The organism is Corallincola luteus (assembly GCF_004336975.1).
Lineage (GTDB): Bacteria > Pseudomonadota > Gammaproteobacteria > Enterobacterales > Neiellaceae > Corallincola > Corallincola holothuriorum.
The window spans coordinates 492,492-513,759 of sequence record NZ_SJXE01000001.1 but is presented as its reverse complement, the minus strand read 5'-3'; the positions used below and the strand labels follow the sequence as shown (position 1 = coordinate 513,759).

At 50.7% G+C, this 21,268-nt stretch carries 11 protein-coding genes; 5 read left to right on the top strand and 6 right to left on the bottom strand.

What is annotated here, in order from left to right:
- Positions 1 to 160 precede the first annotated feature (160 nt).
- Positions 161 to 1,105 carry a hypothetical protein gene (locus EZV61_RS02290; RefSeq protein WP_131414193.1) on the top strand — a complete coding sequence of 315 codons (945 nt, stop codon included), beginning with the start codon at positions 161 to 163 and terminating at the stop codon, positions 1,103 to 1,105.
- A 49-nt stretch (positions 1,106 to 1,154) separates the two neighbouring features.
- Here the strand turns inward: EZV61_RS02290 and EZV61_RS02285 are convergent, their stop codons facing one another.
- The 5 genes from EZV61_RS02285 to EZV61_RS02265 form a co-directional block, all read right to left on the bottom strand.
- Positions 1,155 to 2,072, bottom strand: coding sequence for a diguanylate cyclase domain-containing protein (locus tag EZV61_RS02285; protein ID WP_114337093.1), 918 nt, complete (start codon positions 2,070 to 2,072; stop codon positions 1,155 to 1,157).
- Complete coding sequence (locus tag EZV61_RS02280) at positions 2,069 to 6,352, bottom strand: ATP-binding protein (protein WP_131414192.1); 4,284 nt, start codon at positions 6,350 to 6,352, stop codon at positions 2,069 to 2,071. The genes EZV61_RS02285 and EZV61_RS02280 overlap by 4 nt, the downstream gene beginning before the upstream one ends.
- Positions 6,349 to 8,052, bottom strand: coding sequence for a putative bifunctional diguanylate cyclase/phosphodiesterase (locus tag EZV61_RS02275; RefSeq protein ID WP_165569504.1), 1,704 nt, complete (start codon positions 8,050 to 8,052; stop codon positions 6,349 to 6,351). Before EZV61_RS02275 ends, EZV61_RS02280 begins: the two co-directional genes overlap by 4 nt.
- An 11-nt stretch (positions 8,053 to 8,063) precedes the next feature.
- Entirely contained in the window at positions 8,064 to 11,738 is a 3,675-nt protein-coding gene (locus tag EZV61_RS02270; protein WP_131414190.1) for a response regulator, read from the bottom strand.
- Between the two features lie 142 nt (positions 11,739 to 11,880).
- Positions 11,881 to 13,269 carry a PhoH family protein gene (locus tag EZV61_RS02265; protein WP_114337089.1) on the bottom strand — a complete coding sequence of 463 codons (1,389 nt, stop codon included), beginning with the start codon at positions 13,267 to 13,269 and terminating at the stop codon, positions 11,881 to 11,883.
- Between the two features lie 179 nt (positions 13,270 to 13,448).
- Between EZV61_RS02265 and rapA the strand changes: the two genes are divergently transcribed.
- From rapA to EZV61_RS02245, 4 genes are all read left to right on the top strand, one after another.
- Entirely contained in the window at positions 13,449 to 16,352 is a 2,904-nt protein-coding gene (gene rapA, locus EZV61_RS02260; protein ID WP_131414189.1) for an RNA polymerase-associated protein RapA, read from the top strand.
- Positions 16,353 to 16,425: 73 nt separating this feature from the next.
- A complete protein-coding gene (locus tag EZV61_RS02255; protein WP_131414188.1) occupies positions 16,426 to 17,220 on the top strand; it encodes a type 2 periplasmic-binding domain-containing protein in 795 nt (264 codons plus the stop codon).
- Positions 17,221 to 17,233: 13 nt separating this feature from the next.
- Positions 17,234 to 20,101, top strand: a complete 2,868-nt coding sequence (locus EZV61_RS02250; protein ID WP_131414187.1) for a response regulator — start codon at positions 17,234 to 17,236, stop codon at positions 20,099 to 20,101.
- Positions 20,094 to 20,840 (top strand): SDR family oxidoreductase, encoded by a 747-nt coding sequence (locus EZV61_RS02245; protein ID WP_131414186.1) that lies wholly within the window; start codon positions 20,094 to 20,096, stop codon positions 20,838 to 20,840. Before EZV61_RS02250 ends, EZV61_RS02245 begins: the two co-directional genes overlap by 8 nt.
- Here the strand turns inward: EZV61_RS02245 and EZV61_RS02240 are convergent.
- Positions 20,769 to 21,266, bottom strand: coding sequence for a 2-amino-4-hydroxy-6-hydroxymethyldihydropteridine diphosphokinase (locus EZV61_RS02240; RefSeq protein ID WP_131414185.1), 498 nt, complete (start codon positions 21,264 to 21,266; stop codon positions 20,769 to 20,771). The genes EZV61_RS02245 and EZV61_RS02240 overlap by 72 nt on opposite strands.
- Between the last annotated feature and the right edge of the window lie 2 nt (positions 21,267 to 21,268).

Genomic DNA, 21,268 nt, shown 5'->3' with positions numbered 1-21,268 from the left:
CCGAAATAGTCATCACATCCTGTTAGCTACAACCCGTCACGTTATGCGTTCGACATACTGGAAACAAGCATCAAACACACAGTTTTGAATACCGCTGCTGAAAAAAACTACAGAAAGGCGATCTCTTGCCGATTTGGATCATAAGGAGTAAACATAATATATGAATAAGCCATTATTATGGTTGGCTTTGCTCTGCCTTGTTTCTGCCGAGATCCACGGCAAGCAGATATCCGCCCAACAGCAATACACAGACACGGCACTTAACCTGAGTTTCAGTTGGCTTGACCGGCAGAAGAACACCCAGTCGCTTGCGTTCGCCATCAGTAATAAAGCATTACAGGATCAACAAGAGAAAGTACGCGCCTATCGTCCACAGATTGCCGATAGAAACACCTTCATTGCCCTGCAAAAAGCGGCCGCAAGCTACGACTATAAGCAGGTACAAATTAATATTACCCAACAGCCTCACCAATTAAGCTGGCGGGTAAAAGCCGACGATCCCGAACTACGCAGCAAGGTGAAAGCGGAGCTGGCGCAAGCCGCAAAAGAAGCGCAACAAGCCTACTATAAAAGCAACCATTACAAGCTATATACCAGCCCTTGGGGGGAAGAAGGTGTGATCCCGGATCACGCTTATTACATGGAGCTGAGTATGGACGCGATGAAACCCTTAGGGCGTTTACTCAAGGAGAAATTTCCAACGATATCCGCCAGACAGATGGCTGATTTCATTTTGCCCTTTGTCCAGTCGATCCCCTATGTCACCCAGGATTCTCGGATCACATCGGCAGGGTTAGGTTACTTACCCCCACTCAGGGTGTTAGCTGAAAATAGAGGGGATTGTGATAGCAAAGCGGTATTGATGGCGGCGATCTTAAAGGCTGTCTATCCGCAGCTAAATGCCGTAATGATCTATATGCCTAACCACGCCATGCTGGGCTTACGTATGCCCTATTTGGAATCAGATATAAAGATCACCGCCGATGGCATCAACTACTTGGTGGCGGAAGTGGCTGGCCCTGGATTATTTCCCCTGGCAGAGGCGAGCGATTCGAGTAAAAACGCGATAGCAAATAATCACTTTAGTGTGCTCGAACTGCCCTAACGTCTGCCTCTAAGCCTCTAAGCCTCTGGCCAAAGGCTATCATCAGCCACTAACACTGGGTAGAAACCACCCGATTACGTCCCGCTTGCTTTGCCTTATACAATGCCTCATCGGCCGTCTGAATAAGCTGCTCAGGCGTGCGTTCCAGAGAAGGTACCGTCGCAGCGACACCGACGCTCAGCGTCACCACGGAAGCGACCTCTGAATACTCGTGGGGCACCTGTAGCGCTTCGACTGCGGCACGCATCTTTTCCGCCAAAGCCACCGCTGCGTCTTCGGTTGCCTCTGGCACAATCGCCACGAACTCCTCACCACCATAACGGGCAACAAAATCCGCCGGACGTCGCAACGCATTAGCTAACGCTGCTGCCGTCGCTCGTAAGCAGTCATCGCCTTCGGTATGACCATAGTTATCATTAAACAGCTTAAAACTGTCTATATCCATCAACAGCACGGCGATAGGTGTGCTGTTACGACGGGCTCTAAGCCACTCAGCCTCTAACAGCTCATCAAAGCGACGACGGTTAGGGATCTCTGTCAGGCCATCAATAAACACCAACTGCTCAAGCAGGTCATTCTTCTTTTTCAGCGCAATATGGTTCTTCACCCGCGCCATCACGATAGGCAGATTGAATGGCTTGGTAATATAGTCAACCGCGCCCAACTCTAGCCCTCTGGCTTCGTCTTCACTGCTATTTTTACCTGTGATAAACACCACCGGCGTATTTTTGGAGCGCGCATCCTGCTTTAACTGTCGGCATACCTCATAGCCATCCATCTCTGGCATCAACACATCCAGCAGGATCAGATCGGGCGGATCGTCAGAAATAGCGATCTGTAGCGCTTTTTCACCACTGGTGGAGGTTTTAACCCGATACCGTGGAGATAGCGCCTGCGCCAACAACTTAATATTAATCGGCTCATCATCAACGATCAGTACCGTTGTTTTAGTGATTAAACTACTCATTCACTGACACCTTCAGCTTCTCGTGGCTGTTGTTTTAAATATTCTAAAAGTAACAATGCCTTAGCAATGGCCTCATCATTATCAAACGCATTAAGTGCTTGCGAAAGGGCGTTGACGAACGCCAAACCATCCCCAGTAAGTTCCTCTTTTAGTGGCTGCAATGCTTGCTCATCAACATACTCGCTAGACTCCAACGCACTAATCATCTGTTCTACCATCAGGATCGCTTGCGAACCAAACGCCTCATCTACCACGGATGCTTCCTGCGGAGAAACTGAGGGCGACAACCCCGTAGCGGCAACACTGTCGTCTGTGGCAATAAGTTTTTCCATCGCGGCAATGGCATCTGCTAGCGCTTGCCCCAACGCAGACAATGGAACCTGCTGCTCATCGGCGGCCTGTTCCCAGCTAACACATTGCTCTGCCAATATAGTTGCTCCCAGATTACCTGCCACACCTTTTAGTGTATGCACATCGCGCTTGAGCTGGTCGCTTTCCAACATCTCTGCCGACACCATCTGCGCGGCAAGCGCTCGGTAGCGATCGCAGAACTGCGTTAGCGCGCTCAATAGCGCAGTCTCGTTGCCGCTGAACTGGCGCAGCGCAAACACTCTATCCAGCACCACTTTAGGTTTAATAACGGCAGGCTCTATGGGCTCGCCATCGGAGGCAAGCTCTTCGTTAAGTAACCAACGCTTTAACACCTGATCAATCGCCTCTGGGCTAATCGGCTTGGTGATATGATCATTCATCCCAGCGTTGATGCTCTTCTCTCTGTCTCCTGCCATGGCATGAGCCGTCATCGCTACAATCGGCAAATCACCCATTTTGGGTAAGGCACGTATGGTCTCAGTCGCCGTCAAACCGTCCATAACTGGCATTTGGATATCCATCAATACTAGGTCAAATGATTTTTGTTGCACCATGGTCACTGCTTTCGCGCCATCATTGACTACATCGATCTCTAATTGATAATCCCCCAACAGGCTCAGCGCGACATCCTGATTTAGCGGGTTATCTTCCACCAGCAGCACACGCTTTCCTTGCAGATTACGCAGCGTTGTCGCATCAGACTCACTGCTTTCAATCTCTCCACGGGATAAACGAGATAACTGGCGATGTAATCGATTGGGTAACAGAGGCCGGAGCAATAGCTCCGCTTTGCCTTTTAACACATCAGGTAGCAACAAATGGGAGTAACTACCCAAGACCAAAAGTAGCCAGTTTTTTTCCTGCTCCAACAGCTTAATCAGGCCAGCGTCATCAAGGTGGGACTGTTCCACAAACAGCAACATAGGCTCTGAGGATTGTCGCAACGCATCCGCCAGCCCCAAGTGACCTAACACCGTCTTGGCATCGATACCCAGCAGCCCCAGCATCTTCCGTAAACGCGCTTGCTCTTCATGGTCTTCAAGCCACATCAAGGCGGTAGAATAGGGTAAGGCTGGACGCGTTACTTCCACTTTCTCTGGCGCAACAAAGATCGCATCAAAACTAAACGTGCTGCCATGACCTGGGGTACTTTCAACCTGAATTGTGCCAGCCATTAGTTCCACTAACTGACGACAGATAGATAAGCCTAAACCGGTACCGCCGAAGCGACGGGTCATTGAACCATCCGCTTGACGAAATGCATCGAACAGGTGCTCCTGTACCGCTGGATCGATACCGATCCCGGTATCCGCCAGGCAGACATTCAGCCTCACCTTGTTTCCGCCGATCTGCTCGCCGCTAAGGGTTAATCGAATCTCCCCCTGCTCGGTAAACTTGAGTGCATTACTTAACAAGTTGTTGAGTACCTGACCAAAACGCAGCGGGTCGCCTATCAATATGCCTGGTAGCGACGGTGCCAAATCGACAAGTAGCTTGACCTGTTTCTGCTCCGCTCGCACCACCACATGACTAAGCGCCAGTTCAATCACCTCTTCTAACTGAAATTGGATCTGTTCCAGATCCATACGCCCAGCTTCAATTTTGGAGAAGTCTAAAATGTCATTAATAATCCCGAGTAAACCATCGGCAGCACCGCGCGCTTTCTCCAAGTAGGTCGACAATGGCGGTTCTGGGTGGTTTTTCAAACTAAGCCGCAACATACCGATAATCGCGTTCATTGGCGTACGGATTTCATGGCTCATATTGGCCAGGAATTCACTTTTATAGCGACTCGCCATCTCAGCGTCTTGCTTGGCTTTTACTAACTGCTGCTCAAACTGTTTACGTTGTGAAATGTCACTGTGGGTTCCCAACATACGCACCGGCGCACCATTTTCGTCCCACTCAACTACGCTACCACGCACACGCACCCAAACTGGCTGTCCCTCTTTACCAATCAACTCATACTCAAAGTCAAAGCGTTGGCTAGACCCCTGCATCGATCCCAACAGATACTCTTTCAACCTATCACTGAACTCGATACGATGACGCTCGCTTACCAGCCCCAGCCAAGCATTACGCGTGAATGGCAGATCCCCCGGTTCGTATCCCAACATGGTCCAAAAGCGGTCACTGGCAAACAGCGCGGTACCATCAACCTGAAAGTCCCACAAACCATCGGCCACCGCTTCCAATGCCGTACGGAAGCGCCGTTCGCTGGCATGGAGTTTCTGCTCCGCTTCATACTGTGCGCTCATATCCCTGGCGATACAGATCAACCCGAGGAAATCGCCGTTACTGTCGAAAAACGGGATCCGTAACGTATCCAACAGCATTTCAGAGCCATCGGACAACTGATACCAATCGCGTTTACTGACCTGCTCGCGACGCCGATAGACTCGGGCATCTTCGGCGGTGTCATCACCGTTAACAGGATTTAACTGCGGCTCAAGAGCCCCCACCAAATCAACTTCCGCGACCCCGAGGGCCTGTTCATAAGCGCGGTTAGCTCCGAGATAACGCCCCTGTTCATCCTTGAAGTAGATAAGGTCAGGAATAGAGTCAATCAACGAACGCAGCAAGCTGTACTCTTTCTCGCGCTGCTCGCTGCGCAACCGCAGCTCCTTTGTCCGCTCCGCAACCTGCTTATCCAGATGAACATTCTGCTCTTCTAGCGCCCGAAGCAGCGCTCGTTTTTGCGCAAAGGTTTCACTAACAACATCAAACCACGCATTCCACCCCGTCGGCGATGGATAATCACGTTGAATATTTCCTTCGGAACAATTTTCGATGTGATGCAACAGTTCCGTTGCCGGCTGTACGAAGGTTAACTTGGATAAATGGTTGGTCACCGACACCAGCACGGATAAACCGGCAAACAGCAGAAACAGATTAAGTGCAAATTCGGTCTGCATTGGCGCGAGTAACTGCTCTTCTGGTGTCACATAAACCAGATGCCAAGGAGCATTCGGTAACCCCATTACTTTCAGATGATACCCAGCGACAACCTCACCGGAGATGAATGACTTTAACTCCTCCAGACTATACTGTTGTAACGCTTCCGGTAGGCCGGTACGCCAGTTATAAATCGTCAGCTCATTTTGCTTAACTAATTTTTCATGCGCCAACACGTTACCCTTGGCATCCACCAACATCGCACTGCCCGGCAACGCCTTCTGCTGATTCAGGTAATCGGTTAACAGAGCCAGCGGCAGCTCCATCGCCACCCGCCCACGTCGATCATCGGTGATCTGAATCACCTCAGACAAGGTCACTACCAACTGACGCAGTACCTGTGACACATGGGGCTCTGACCAGCTCGCGTTTTGCTGCGCACAACTACGCACATTGTTGAGCAGAGTCGCCGCAACCGTTTCATATTTAGGTGACCAGGGGAACATGTTAACGAAGCCGCTATCTGAGCAGTAATACATAGCCCCGACTTGTGGTACCGCCATCTCTAACATCAGTAGGCCAGTATCAAGATCGGTGACCATCATCAGCTCACGATAAAACCACTCGTCCCGTCCCAACATGGAACCACGGCCAAGAATGCGGCCAAAATGCACCCCGGAAACCCGCCGATAACTGGATTCAGTGATCTCCTGGTAATGCAGCTCCAACTCATTGGTTTCAAAGTGACTTAACAGGTAGGGACGATTGATCAGTAATGGCTGGCTAAGGTGGTCAGCAGCAAACTGTGCTAACCCCCCCATGGCGCGGGCACTATTACCCAACAGCTTGTCGACATATTCAGCGTAATCTTCAATGCCCGCATTATGGCGAGCAAAAGCTTCGTCGCTATGCAGACGATAGAGTACCAAAGACGCTATTAACGCCACCAAGAGAACGCCAAGATAGGCGAGTCGAATGGTGCGCGTATAGCGCTTTAGTATCCCCTGCTTCAAAAGCCTTCACGCTCCTCTGTCAGCGGTGGGGACTGCTGTGCTGGTTGCGTAATAACCCGTAACTCATGGTCTTGATGGTACCAGTCAATAAAGAGTTCTCCCGGCATTGGGTGGGCAAACTCAAAGCCTTGCCCCATCTCACAGCCCAAAAACAGCAGCAAATCACGTTGTTGCTGGGATTCTATCCCTTCAGCAACCACCCGCTTATCAAGTGACTGAGCAAACTGGATCAAGCTTTTTACCAACAGGCGCATGTCACTGTTGTCACAGGCTTGGGCAACAAAACGTCTATCAATCTTAATGGCGGACAAGGGCATTCGGATCAAGGTGCTGAGATCCGAGCGACCAAAACCAAAATCATCCAGGATGATCTCCGCACCGGCACGGCGCAGCGATGACAATTGCTCTAGCTTGCGCTCCGTTGAGGTAAACAGCATCGACTCAGTGATCTCAAACTGCAGTTGATGCATATCCAGTTCGTGCGCTTCAACAACTGAGTGAACCCGATTGAGGAAGTCGACAGTGTCGAGCTGGAAGTTTGATAAGTTGATAGCAATCGATAATTGGATCCCCGCCTGCTGCCAGCACACTAAGGTCTGACATACCTGGTTAAGAATGTATTCACCCAGCTGCTCACCAAGACCTGCAGCATCAATCACGGGTAAAAAGTCGCCAGGAGAGATCAGCCCCAACTCAGGCTCTTCCCAGCGCAGCAATGCTTCTGCACTGACAACTTTGGATGCCAAAAGATCAACAACAGGCTGGTAATACATAACCAGCTGCTGCTCAGCGAGTGCGGTAGGTAACCGTTGTTCCAGGGTTTGGCGATAATCAGAATCTTCCGCCATAAAGCGAGAATAGAGCATGACATCACCAACGCCACGGCTCTTCGCATGAAACATCGCAATATCGGCATGCTTCAATAGTAACTCGGCGCTGTCACCATGCTCAGGGTAGATACTGATCCCCACGCTGGCACCTAAGGTAATGCGTCGCCCCTGCACTTCGAAAGGTTGCTCTAACACACTAATCAGCCGTATCGCTAACTGCCGCGCCAAAGTCTCAGATGAGGCATCAGCCGGCAACAAGACCACAAACTCGTCTCCTCCATAGCGACACAATAGATGATCTTCAGGGATCTCCTGCGCCATCTGTTTTGCCACTTCACGCAGCAATAGGTCACCAAAACTGTGTCCGTGCAGATCGTTAACGGCTTTGAAAAACTCCAAATCGACAAACATCAAAGCAAACGGCAACCCTTGCTGCTGGGCACTCTGCAACTGCTGCTGTAGCTGAGCCGTTAAACTTCGGCGATTAGGTAACTGCGTCAATGGATCAACCGTGCCTTGAGCCACGATCAATTGCCAAAGCCCTGACAATCGCTGCTGGAGTAACTCATTGGAAAGAGGCAGCGTTAATACATCGACCGCACCGGCTTTTAATAACTCGGTTTGCTCATCGGGATCACTATGTTCAGTCACCACGACCACGCCAAAGCCAAGGCGTTTCCAGTGACCAATCGCAGCCGTGTCAGCCATAGCGCTATCAACCAACAATAAACTGACTGATCGCGGTGTCGCTGCGTCAACTTGCGCAACAGAATTCAGTGGATTCCACTGGCAATCGATCTCATTTAATTGCTGATCCCAGCCATTAGATGATTGCGAACATAGGGTTACAACTTCTGGCAGAATACTCATGACGGCCTTCATTATCTGTAGCGGGCGCGCAATAATTCCAGCAGTTGAGACAAATAGTTCAATGCGGCTTCCTGATCTAAGGAGATCAAACTAAGGCTCAACTGCTCAAATAACGCACTATCTTCACCAGCCCTAAAGCTGGCCTTTAATCTAGCGATCTCCTGATCATCAATATACTCTCCGTCCTGAATCCGGACGCGAAGCGCTTCCAAGCGCCCCAATAACGCATCCCTTGGCACTGGCACGATACGTGACACAGGATCGGCGTTGTCATCTAAATAACTTTTTACTGATTGGATAGTCTGTTGAAACAGAGCACGGAAGTCGGTGACCCATCCCTCATATTCATCATCATAGTTACTCTGTTCGCACAGCTGTTGCCCCTGAGCCAAACTCGCTGACAACGGCTGCATCCCTAGGTTACCCGCGCTACCTTTGAGGCGATGCAACAAAGCGACAAGTTCCTCGCCCTGGCGGTTACGGTGGAACTCGGCTATCGCCTCCATTGATTTTGCCGCTTCGCCAACAAAACTACGCAAGCTATTGCCCAGCAACACTTTATTGTCTGAACACTGACGGAGGGCAAAATCGCCATTGAAAATTTGTGATTCCTGTTGCTGCTTTTCTTGTGACTGAGACAGCCCCAGCCAGTGCGCAATGACAGAGAATAGATGGTCGGCGTCAATTGGTTTAGTGACGTGGTCATTCATCCCCGCAGCCAAGCTTTTCTCTTTATCTTCATTCATCGCATGTGCAGTCATCGCGATAATTGGCGTGTCGACGCCACGGTCACGCAGCTGCCGCGCCGCTTCGAGACCGTCCATCTCAGGCATCTGAATATCCATCAAGATCAGATCAAACTGCTCTTTAGCCTGCATTGACAACGCTTGCACGCCGCTGCTCGCTATCGACACATCAGCACCACGACTGAGCAACAGCTCGGCGGCCACCTGCTGGTTGATCGGATTATCTTCCACCAGTAACAATCGACAGCCAGTCAAATCGATATAGCGCTCACCCTGATGCTCATCGACCAAGGGTTGAACCTGGAACAACTCACAGAGCTGATCGAATAGTGCCGAGGGAGTAAACGGCTTATAAAGCGTGCGACTGGATAGCATATGGTGCTGACGGGCAAAATCATCTTCATAACCAAACGCCGTCATCATGAGCACCCGCGGCATGGCAAATACCGGGTTTTCATGTTGCATCTCAAGCAGGTGGTCGAGTAACTGCAGACCATCCATCTTCGGCATTTTCCAATCCACCAACAGCAATTGAAACGGCGTATTTGCCCTTGCCCGCTTCATAATCTCAGCTAACGCCACCTCTCCGTCCTGCGCCTCAACCACCTCCACACCAAAGCTTTGCAGCATATTGGCGTAGATGTTTCGAGCACCGGCGCTATCATCCACCACCAAAGCCAACTTGCCTTGCAACGCACGACTTAGCGAAATTGGTGCATCTTTCTCCAGGGTCACGAAATTCAAACAGAAGCTGAAACTGGTGCCTTTCCCAACATCGCTGTTGACCGAGATGTCACCCCCCATCAGCTCAACTAAGCGCTTGCAGATTGACAGTCCCAAGCCGGTGCCACCAAACTGCCGAGTGGTCGAGCCATCGGCCTGCTCAAAGGGTGAAAACAGCGACTCTAAACGTTCAGCTTCAATACCAATACCGGAATCTATGACTTTAAATTCCAGGTTTGCGTTGCCCCGCTGCTCTTCAATACAACGCACTTGCAGGGTGATCTCTCCGTGGGGAGTAAACTTGCTGGCGTTACTTAATAGATTTGTCAGCACCTGTGTTAAACGCAGTGGATCACCAAGCAACTGAGTCGGTACATCAGGATCTAGCGCTAACAACAGCTCGACATTCTTACCTACCAATTTATGGGAAGTTAAACTAACCGCTTGATCCAGCACCTTATCCAAGGAAAATTCAATCTTCTCTAGTGCCAGTTTGCCCGCCTCGATTTTAGAAAAATCGAGTATGTCATTGATGATCTGCAATAGAGATTTGGCTGAAAGCTGTGCCTTGTCGACGTAATCTTTCTGTTGCGCAGTCAGTGGGGTATTCAGCAGCAACTGCACCATCCCCAACACCGCATTCATCGGCGTGCGGATCTCATGGCTCATGTTGGCTAAAAACTCACTTTTCGCTTTATTCGCCTGGATCGCTTCTAGTGTTCGTTGCGCGACCCGCTGCTCCAACTCATCATTCAACTGGCGTAGCGCTTCGCGCAACGATGCCTCTTCGGTGACATCAATGGCAATAGCGCACAACGCTTCAATACGACCTTCCAGATCGAGCAAAGGAAAGCGTATGGTGCGCAATACTTCTTGCTCATCAGCGAGGTGAAATGTTTCCTCAAACAGCTGCACCTGCGTTGTATCTAACACCTCTTGATCATGTTTTCTCACTAAGCGCGCTTCAGGGAGCGACAGAAACTGCTCAACCGTGCCACCCACAATGTTCTTTTTGTCCCGCCCATAGCGACTCGCTAACGCATCATTGACCAACAGATAACGCCCTTCCAGATCTTTAATAGACAACTGTATGGGGGCGCGATTAATCAGCTCGGTGAGCAATCGATCCTGCTTTTGAAAGCGGCGTCGATGGCGGATCATGATGATGGCAAAAGCCAAGGTGCCGGTAGCTAACACGACAGTCCAACCAATCGCAGAAAAAATCCCCTGACGGGACAAGGTAAATGCTTCGGTGGCGTCCATCTCTACGGCAATACCAAAGCCTAACTTATCATCCCACTGCCATGCGCCAACCACTTCCACGCCACGGTAATCACGGTAGCCATCGACATCGATGCCTTGCTCCTGTTTAAGCGCCTGCTGCACCAAAAATGTCAGAGGCTGATTAGCCCCGACGGCGGCTTTTTGCTTTACAGTTAATGCTCTGCCAGGATCTGCCAGCTTAAGGTTTAAGGCGCTGCGCTGATCAGCATCCAGCAACCCCAGCGCGCGGAGCTGTTTTTCAAATCGACTATTGGACAGCATTAGCCCGTCGCTGGTGAAAGCAAATGCTTCACCGCTCTTACCTTGGCGCGCCCGCTGTAATATTTGACCTAATCCCTGCTCTGCATCTTGCTGGATCAATAACGCCGCAAAAGGTTGATCGGCGCCGTCAAACAAGGGTGTCGCCACATACTGATGGTACGAAAGATTATCCCCGGGTGTTTTCAGCGGCAGGCTAATCAAGGCTTCACCACGCCAAAGACGAGAAACCAGTTCAGATTGCGCAAGCATAGGGGTGGCTTGACCTATCGCATCGAGCTCGTTGCTAGATAGCACCAGACCATCGCGATCTATCAGCTGGTAGCCTGCATAGCGCATCCGCGTCAGCATCGGCATTATCTGCATATTCAACGTCAGATGCGCTGGCGACGCTCGGAGCAATTCGGGCTCTGCCGGTAGCAGATCCAGCTGATTAGCCAACGGCCGATAAATGGGGTTATTTATCATCGCAGTCAGGGTATTGACCTGCTGCTCATACCAAGACAGCAACGCTTGATGGGTAATACGTAAAACGGTCTGTAGCGACGCAACCTGCTGTTGCTTCGAGATCTGAATATTATGTTCCGTCAGTCGCCAAACGGTCACAGACACCAACAAGATAAAAAATGCGGTGACTAAGTAAACACTGCGAGCGGTGCGAAAAAGGCTACTCATACTGACAACGGTGATCAATCCAAAGACCTAAACTAGCTCTAACCTTAGTCTAGTATTCAATGATTTATAAGCCATTCGGGCGACATTTAGACAACAAAAAGGCCGCTTCGCGACCTTATTTGTTTAAAACGTGAAAAGTAACCTATAAATGCTCTTCCGCGAAAGAGGCTAAGCGGCTTCTCACCACGCCATTTAAATACACATTGGCGCTACCTTCAAAATCTTTAAATCGCTCCACAATGTAAGTTAAACCGGATGTAACCGCAGTCAGATAGTTACTATCAATTTGCGACAAATTGCCGGAACAAACCAATTTAGTGCCCTCACCACAACGGGTGATAATGGTCTTGATCTGCGATGCAGTTAAGTTCTGGCACTCATCAAGAATAACGAATGAGTTTTGAATGCTGCGGCCACGCATAAAGTTTATCGACTTAAACTGAATATTGGCCTTCTCCATGATGTAATGCATGCTGCCTTCAAAGTTTTCATCGCTCTTGTGCAGCACTTCCAAGGTGTCGGTGATTGCTGCCAACCATGGCGCCATTTTTTCCTCTTCTGTACCGGGCAGAAAGCCGATAGATTCGGCAATTTCCGGAGTGTTCCGGGTTACGATGACCTTGTCATACACCCCTGTTTCTACCACCTGTTCCAGCGCACAGGCCAGCGCTAGTAGTGTTTTGCCGCAACCGGCCGGCCCGGTCAGGATCACCAGATCAATCGCCGGATCCAATAACGCATTCAAGGCCATGCCTTGATAGATATTTTTTGGCGAAACCCCCCAGGCGGTTCGGCTCATCAAACGCTCGCGCCCCAAATCGTGAAACTGCAAGCGTTCACCATCCGAACCGATGACACGACCACAGAATTGATCACTTTCATCCAGTAAATACTGGTTTGGGTAGGTGTTAGCAATTTCCGGTGCGGTCACTTCCTGCACCGTATCACGGCCATCGGAGCGGGTTTCGCAGTCACTGACCTGCTCCCAAAAATTGCCGCCTAACTCTTGGAAACCTTTGGCTAACATGCTGACATCACTGATCAGCTGGTCAGTCCGGTAATCCTCTACATGGGTTAAACCGGCGCCTTTGGCCTTAAGGCGCATATTGATATCTTTGGTAACCAGCACCACTTTTTGTGGTTTGCGCTCCTCCTGCAGATAAAGCGCGGTATTAATAATCAGGTTGTCATTGGCACTGGTAGGCAAATGCTCCTGCACTTTCGGCAAAGCGTGATCAGCATAAATCGACAGGTGCCCACTGGCACTGCCTGCTTCGACGTTTGCGGTAGGTAGCGGTACGCCTTCAGTGATCTCTTCGGGTGAAGCATCACGCAATGCATCATCGATCGCGCGGATCGCAATCCGCGCATCCCGGCTGACATCTTTTTTGCGATCTTTAATATTGTCGAGTTCTTCCAAAACCGTCATGGGAACCATGACGTCATGCTCCTGGAAGTTGTAGATAGCTAGCGGCTCATGAAGCAGCACATTGGTGTCGAGGATATATAGAATCTTTTCTTCCTGTCCCATAGGCGGCTCTCCTTGGTGGCTTTAGCAAGCAGCAATTCAGCGGTTGATTGCTGTCATTTCCTAGCCTACTAAGCTCCGAGAAAAAATAAAACCGACTGATCGCACAATTCTTGGGCTGCGTGACGACTACACTTCGATTAACATAGCGCCCCTTTTGCCCCCCGCTTGGAAAAGACGACATGCCATTTGCACTTGGTCAACGCTGGATCAGTGATAGTGAAAGCGAACTTGGATTAGGGACACTGGTAGCAATAGATGCTCGCCAGATAACATTAGTGTTCACCGCCAGCGGTGAACAGCGCCACTACGCCAAGCAAGATGCGCCGGTTACCCGCGTACGCTTTAATCCAGGCGACACCATAGAAAGTGGTGAAGGCTGGCAACTAACGGTTGCCAGCATCGAAGAGACTGCCGGCCTGATAACCTATCTAGGCAGTCGCGTTGACACGGGCGAAAGCACAGAATTAAGAGAAACCCTGCTGAGCCACGAGCTGCGCTTCAACAAACCACAAGACAAACTGTTTGCAGGCCAAATTGATAAGAGCGATCGTTTCGCCACCCGTTATCAATGTTGGCAAACGCAACTAAAGTGGCAACGCTCGCCATTACGCGGCTTGGTCGGCGCTCGTATCGGTTTGGTACCGCACCAACTGCATATTGCCCATGAGGCAGGAAAACGCCATGCCCCAAGGCTGCTACTAGCCGATGAAGTGGGACTGGGTAAAACCATTGAAGCTGGTCTAATCATCCATCAGCAGCTGCTCACCGGCCGTGCTCAGCGGATTATCGCTGTTGTACCTGAGGCCCTGCTCTACCAGTGGCTAGTCGAGATGCTGCGGCGATTCAATCTACGCTTCTCTATCTTCGACGCTGAGCGTTGCGAACAAGCCTATGACGAAGCCATTAACCCATTCGAAACCGAACAATTGATTCTCTGTACGCCCAAACTACTGCGCAAAAAACAGTGGTTAGAGCAAGCGGTTGAGGCGGGCTGGGATACCTTAGTGGTTGATGAAGCCCACCACCTGGCATGGGCGGAAGATAACCCCAGTCGCGACTATCAAGTGGTCGAAACCCTGGCCCAAGTGACCCCTAGCGTTTTGCTGTTGACTGCCACCCCCGACCAACTGGGACACGAGAGTCATTTCGCCCGTTTACGGTTACTCGATCCCGACCGCTTCTACAGCTATGACGCCTTTGTGTCACAAGAGCAAGGCTATCGTGAGGTCGCTGACGCGGCAGATGCCCTGCTTAACGAAGATGGCATGAGCAAAGCGCAGCAGGCACAACTGGCAGAGTTACTTACCGAGCAAGATATTGAGCCACAACTAAAATGCCTAAACGCTGACGTTAGTGCAGGTGAACAGGCCAGTGCCCGCAATGAACTGCTATCGGCACTGTTAGATCGCCACGGCACCAGTCGCGTGATGTTCCGCAACAGCCGCTCGGCCATCAGCGGATTTCCCGGACGTCAGTTATGTCGTCACACCTTAACGATGCCGGAACAGTACCAAACCGCGATCAAGGTGATCAGCGCACTCAGTAAAAAAGCAGCCAGTGAGGTGCCCGATAGTCTCTATCCAGAGCGGGTATTCCAGCAGTTTGAGGGGGACGATGCCAGCTGGTGGCAGTTTGATCCCCGCGTTAGCTGGCTACTGGAACAGCTCAAAGGCGAACTGAAGCAGGAAAAAGTACTGATTATCTGCAGTCGCAAGCAAACAGCTGAGCAGTTGGAAACCGCCCTGCGACAAAAAGAGGGGATACGGACCGGCGTCTTCCACGAAGATATGAGTATTCTCGAACGCGATCGTGCAGCCGCCTATTTCGCCGATATGGAGGAAGGTGCACAGGTGCTGGTCTGTTCCGAAATTGGTAGCGAAGGTCGTAACTTCCAGTTTGCTGCACACCTGGTGCTATTTGATCTGCCTGCACATCCCGATCTGTTAGAGCAGCGTATTGGTCGCTTGGATCGAATTGGCCAAACCCGCACTATCAATGTTCATGCCCCCTATTTTGCTGACAGCAGTCAGGCTCGCCTGCTTGATTGGTATGATCAAGGCTTGCAGGCCTTCGAACAGATCAACCCTTGTGGTGACGCCCTATATCGTGAGTTTGAAGAGCGTCTCTGGCCTGCGGCCTCACAAAGTGATGAAGCGGCGTGGACAACGTTACTGAAAGAGACAACGCAACGCTGCCAAATCCTTAAGGGACAACTGGAACAGGGACGGGATCGTTTGTTGGAACTGCACTCATCCGGCCACGGTTTAGCAGAACAGCTGGCTGATGCGGTTAAAGTCGAAGATATGAAAACCGACTTGCCCAGCTTCATGTTTTCCCTGTTTGATACCTTGGGGATCCACCAGGAAGATGGCAGCCAAAATGTGATGATCCTGCGTCCCAGCGAACATATGCTGCTGCCCCATGTTCCGGGTTTGCCCGACGACGGCGTGCAGATCACCTTCGATCGCCAAACCGCACTATCGCGGGAGGATGTGCAACTGATGACCTGGGATCACCCCATGGTCAGCGGTATTCTGGAACAGATCCTGACTGGCGACACCGGCAGCGTCACCGTCTCGATCCTCGCCAACAAGGCGCTACCCGCAGGGACCGTGTTAGTTGAGCTGATCTATGTGGCTGAAGCCATTGCGCCCAAGCATTTTCAGATGGGACGCTTTCTACCACCGACACCAATCCGCTTACTGTTAGATAAAAACGGTAAGGATCTGGCGGCCAATGTGCCGTTCGACGGCTTACAGAAGCAGCTTAGCCGCGTCAATCGTCATACCGGTTCTAAGCTGGCGATGACCGCACAAAGCGTGGTGCATCCACTGCTCGCGGGAGCAGAAACGACAGCACAACAGGAGATGGTTCAGATAACTAACGCAGCGAGACAACAGATCAACGATGTATTAGATTTGGAACAGGATCGTCTCCTGGCGCTCAAAGCGGTTAATCCGGCCATTCGTGACGATGAGATCGCCTTTGTGCAGGAACAAAAGCAATCTTTGCTTAATGCGGTAGACAAAGCACAGGTAAAACTAGATGCCATCCGCTTGATTGTAGTCAGTCACAACGGATAGCAGTCAGCCTGAGCCTATTGTATGCTGTCAGCCACGTTCGCCGTCGGCTGACAGCTCAATTTTGAGGGTTAACTTGCTCAGACGCCTTTTTGCCATCACTTCCAGCTCCGACCTTGCGCCCAGGTTGGCCTGGTTGTTATTACCCGCACTGCTGGTGCTCTCTCAGATCGCCAGCGCTTCGCATCTTATGCTCGCGGTTGGCGAAGACCGCCCTCCTTACATCATGGCTGGCGGCAAGCGCGGACTTGAGCTAGCAGTTCTCAAAGAAGCCTTTGCTTACAAAGGCCATACCTTTGAATCATTTCAGGTCTCTAGTCGACGCCTTAATCAGGTGCTAATTGGTGACGGTACTGACGCTGCGGCAGGCGTACAGGAAAGTCCTAATGGCGCTTACTACTCATTACCCTTTATCGCTTATCGCTATGTCGCGCTATCCAAACAAAAACAGCAACTAACCATCAACAAAATGGACGAGCTGCTCGCCATCAGCGTGGTCACCAGTCAAAATACCTATCAACAGTTAGGGGTTGATTTCGCCTCACTTTACGCACCTGCAAGGCGCCAGAACGACCCGATACCGGCCCGCTATTTAGAGCTGCCCAATCCGATCCAAGCCGTAAAAATGTTTTGGCAAGACAGGGCCGATGTGATCATCATTGAACTTAACGTGTTTAAAGCGCTTACAAGTGAGTTAGATAACAATTTCAATACGAGCGATGCTTTGGTTGTACACCCGATTTTTCCTGCCGCCGCTCAATTCCAAGTGAGCTTCAAGGATGAACAGCTACGTAACGATTTTAATGCTGGACTAGCCATACTTCATAGCTCTGGTCGCTATCGAGAGTTAGTCTCACGTTATCTTAAATAAGGTTTGATCCCCTATGGTAGATCGTTCGCATCCCAAGCAGTCGATGGCAACCCAAGTCATCAAGATGATTTTTGGCGCTTATCTAGCAGTAGCCGCCATAACCATCTCTATCCAGTTGACGGTTTCCCATGCCAGCACCACCGACCGCCTCGAAGAGCTGGTCAGCGGTATTCTCGAGAGCTTCGGTCCAGGTATTGCTAAGTCCCTCTGGACCTACGATGAAGCCTTGATGAACGCCCAGCTCGTCGGGCTCTATAATCTGCCCTATGTTGAAGGGGTAGAAGTGATCGATTTTGACGGCCACCGTATCGCCGAGGTAGGTGAAACCTCCTACTCCACGTCACAACAACTAGCAACATTGACGCCGCGGACGCTACCTCTCTATTTTAATCAGCAGCGACAAGACACGCCGCTGGGTCACCTGGTGATTTATGCTGATGATGAGTGGGTATCGGAGTTAATCCTCGAACGTGCCAGCTATGTGATCACTAACTCGATCATCAGCCTGCTGCTGATCCTCACCGTGGCACTACTAGTCATCAAAACACGCTTACATAAGCCACTGAAAGCTTTTACCGAGCATGTCGCCCGCTTAAGCCAGCGCCAAGATCATCAAGATCAGCCCAATCAACTGCAACAATTGCAAGGCAACCTTGAGCTTAGCCAGCTTGCACAAGCGTTTAATCGCCTGATTCATCGTATCGATATCCAAGTAAGCCAACTGGAAGAAGCGAGAGACACGGCACGAGCCGAAGTCACAGCCAGACAAAGCGCCGAAGATGCCCTACGCGACCTTAACGAGGAGCTGGAAGCCAGAGTAACCCAGCGCACTGTTGAGTTAGAACAAACCAATCAGCTGCTTCACAGCGCCAAAGATGAAGCAGAACAAGCGAGTTTAGCCAAGGGGGAGTTCCTGGCTAACATGAGCCATGAGATCCGAACACCGATGAACGCAATTATTGGATTAACGGATCTGGCACTACGCACCGAGTTGGATGAAAAACAGTTCGACTACCTTAAAAAAGTGAAGGTTTCCGCCTCGACGTTACTCGGCATCCTGAACGATATTCTCGATTTCTCTAAAATCGAGGCGGGTAAACTGGACATGGAGACCATCCCCTTTGAAGTGATCGACATATTGGACAACCTTTCCAACATGGTTTCCCTGATCGCAGAACAGAAAGGGCTCGAACTGATATTTCGTTGCCACCCCAATGTGCCACAGGCACTTGTTGGCGATCCATTACGACTAGGGCAAATACTAATCAACCTGTGTAATAACGCTGTGAAGTTCACTTCAGAGGGCGAGATCGAGGTTGTCATCCAATGTGACAACTGTGACCAAGAGGTCGCGCAACTTCATTTCTCTGTACGCGATACCGGTATCGGCCTCACCCAACAACAACAGAAAAAGCTGTTCGATACCTTTTCCCAAGCAGACAACTCTACCACCCGAAAGTTTGGCGGAACGGGGCTAGGATTAGCGATCAGCCGCCGCTTGGTTGAAATGATGGGTGGAGAAATCTGGGTAGAAAGTGAATTTGGCCAAGGTAGTTGCTTCCACTTTACCGCCACTTTCCCGTTACCCATGCAGGGGCAACATCAACTCGAGCCACCAAAAGTACTGAACGCGCTGAATGTATTGGTGGTCGATGACAACGATGCTGCTCGGATCACACTGACTGAGATGTTAGCAAGCTTAAAGATGAGAGCGTATGCCTTGGATAGTGCCGAGGCCGCCCTGTCTCACTTACAACTCAGTGACCAGCAGTACGATCTGATCTTGATGGATTATAAAATGCCCGGCATGGATGGCATTCAAGCCTGTGCCGAGATCCAGCAGATGGCAACTCATAAGCTAACGCCGACGGTGGTTTTAGTGACCGCCTATGGCCGAGAAGGTTTACAGGAAAAAGCGATACAGGCAGGCGCAGCTGCTACCTTGGTTAAGCCACTCAACACATCCTCCTTATTTGACACATTGATGGAGCTGAAAGGGGCTAAAAAAGTCGCCCCAAACGCCATCGCGAACAGCAATGGTAACCAGATCGAGCAGCCAGATCTGCGCGGTTACAACCTACTATTGGCGGAAGACAACCCGATTAATCAGCAAGTGGCGCGGGAGCTTCTGGCTTGCTGTGGCGCCGATGTTGCGGTTGCCAATAACGGTACAGAAGCCGTCTGTATGGTACAAAACCATCACTTCGATGCCGTGCTAATGGATATTCAGATGCCAGAGATGGATGGTTACGAGGCAACTCGCGCCATTCGCAGTGATAGCCAACACCGCAAACTCCCCATCTTGGCGATGACAGCGAATGCGATGAAAGGTGATCGAGAAAAATGTTTAGCCGCAGGCATGGATGACCACATCGCTAAGCCGATCTGCCAGCGCCAGCTATTCACCACCCTCAGCCGCTGGCTTCCAGCAAAGTCGAACATAACCAGTACCAGCGACGATCAATCGACAACACAAGCGCCGCCATCATCAACCACGGCCAATGAGCCTGCCCTCGATGAAGCTCTGCTCAACAGCCAAGATGGTTTGGCCACGCTGTTAGGCAATAAAACGGTGTACCTGCAAGCGTTACAGATGTTTCTCGATCATTACAGCTCGCTTGCAGAACAGGTTAACGAACTCTTGCGCTGTGGTGATAACGATGGCGCAAGAAAGCAGATGCATGCAATTAAAGGTGTCGCCGGCAATCTTGGATTAACTGCGCTTTATGAGCTGTGTCGAGACTTTGAACAAGACTTAAAACAAATCGGCGAGGAGCAAAAAATAGCTTTGCAACGGGAACGACTCGAACAGTTAATGCCCGATCAGCTCAATGCCATCTCGCAATATTTAGCGTCGGAGTCGGTACAAACTGATGATTAACCCATCAATCAACAGCAAGCAAAGTAACCCTCCGATCGCGTTAGTCACCGGTTGCGGCAGAAGATTAGGGCTGTTTATCGCGAAGCAGCTATTACAGCAGGGCTATCGGGTATTAGGGCACTACCGCAGTCGTTCAGCAGAACTTGAACAACTAGAGCGCGACGGCGCAGAGCTTTTTCAAGCAGACTTTACACAACCGGCTCAAATCAACGCTTTGTCAGAGTGGGTCAACGCACGTTGCTCAATGCTCAGTTTGCTATTACACAACGCATCTGCGTTTGCTGAAACTGCCAGCACCGCAAAAGAGATGGCCACACAGTTTACCGAGTTCTATCACGTGCATATGCTTGCGCCAGCACTACTCACAGAGCAGCTCAAGGCACTGTTAGTTAAAGCGGATAATCCGTCTATCGTCGCCATCACTGATATCTATATTCATCATCCCAACCCTGCGCTTGCCACCTACTGCGCAACCAAAGCCGGGCTAGATAACCTCTGCCAATCTTACGCCCGCAGTTTGGCTCCCCAGATCAGGGTCAATACCATAGAGCCTGGGCCTATCATGTTTCTCGATAGCCATGATGATGAGTATAAACAGCGTATATTAGCCAAAACACCACTGGCGCAAGAGGGCGGATTTGAGCCTATCTGGCAAACACTGGCAATGTTAATCGCTAATCGATATATGACGGGTAGTCGGATCCAGGTCGACGGCGGTCGCTCGGTTGCCGAGCTTTAAACCGGCAACGTTCAACTCGGCAAACTCCACCCCTGCTGGCAGCGCTTGGTCTGCAAATAGGCTCTGCACAATGGGTTGCAAGTAGCTTTCTGATGGTGCCTCAAACTGAGGCGTTGCAGACACCGCGATAATATCTAAGTCTAAGGTGCGGTCTTTCACACTGCGCTCTGAATCAGAGCGGTCACGACCGTGACTCTTTTCCAATGCATTAAACTGGGCTTTGACCTGCCCCTCAGGCTGTGCGGTATTAAACCAAAACAACGCATTCAGGAAGCGGCTCTGACTTGCGATCCCTACCGGGTCGGTATAGATAAACGGGCTAAGGGTGACACGCCCAAAGCGTGTCACCAATTCAGTGATTACCTGCTCGACATGTAACTCAGGATCAATGTTGCTACCGATGCTACATAGGTAATAACTCGACACCG

What these genes read in the sequence shown, in the direction of transcription:
- EZV61_RS02275 (WP_165569504.1), bottom strand. Translation starts at nt 8,052, where the DNA reads ATGAGTATTCTGCCAGAAGTTGTAACCCTATGTTCGCAATCATCTAAT.
- rapA (WP_131414189.1), top strand. Translation starts at nt 13,449, where the DNA reads ATGCCATTTGCACTTGGTCAACGCTGGATCAGTGATAGTGAAAGCGAA.
- EZV61_RS02245 (WP_131414186.1), top strand. Translation starts at nt 20,094, where the DNA reads ATGATTAACCCATCAATCAACAGCAAGCAAAGTAACCCTCCGATCGCG.
- EZV61_RS02265 (WP_114337089.1), bottom strand. Translation starts at nt 13,269, where the DNA reads ATGGGACAGGAAGAAAAGATTCTATATATCCTCGACACCAATGTGCTG.
- EZV61_RS02270 (WP_131414190.1), bottom strand. Translation starts at nt 11,738, where the DNA reads ATGAGTAGCCTTTTTCGCACCGCTCGCAGTGTTTACTTAGTCACCGCA.
- EZV61_RS02250 (WP_131414187.1), top strand. Translation starts at nt 17,234, where the DNA reads ATGGTAGATCGTTCGCATCCCAAGCAGTCGATGGCAACCCAAGTCATC.
- EZV61_RS02290 (WP_131414193.1), top strand. Translation starts at nt 161, where the DNA reads ATGAATAAGCCATTATTATGGTTGGCTTTGCTCTGCCTTGTTTCTGCC.
- EZV61_RS02285 (WP_114337093.1), bottom strand. Translation starts at nt 2,072, where the DNA reads ATGAGTAGTTTAATCACTAAAACAACGGTACTGATCGTTGATGATGAG.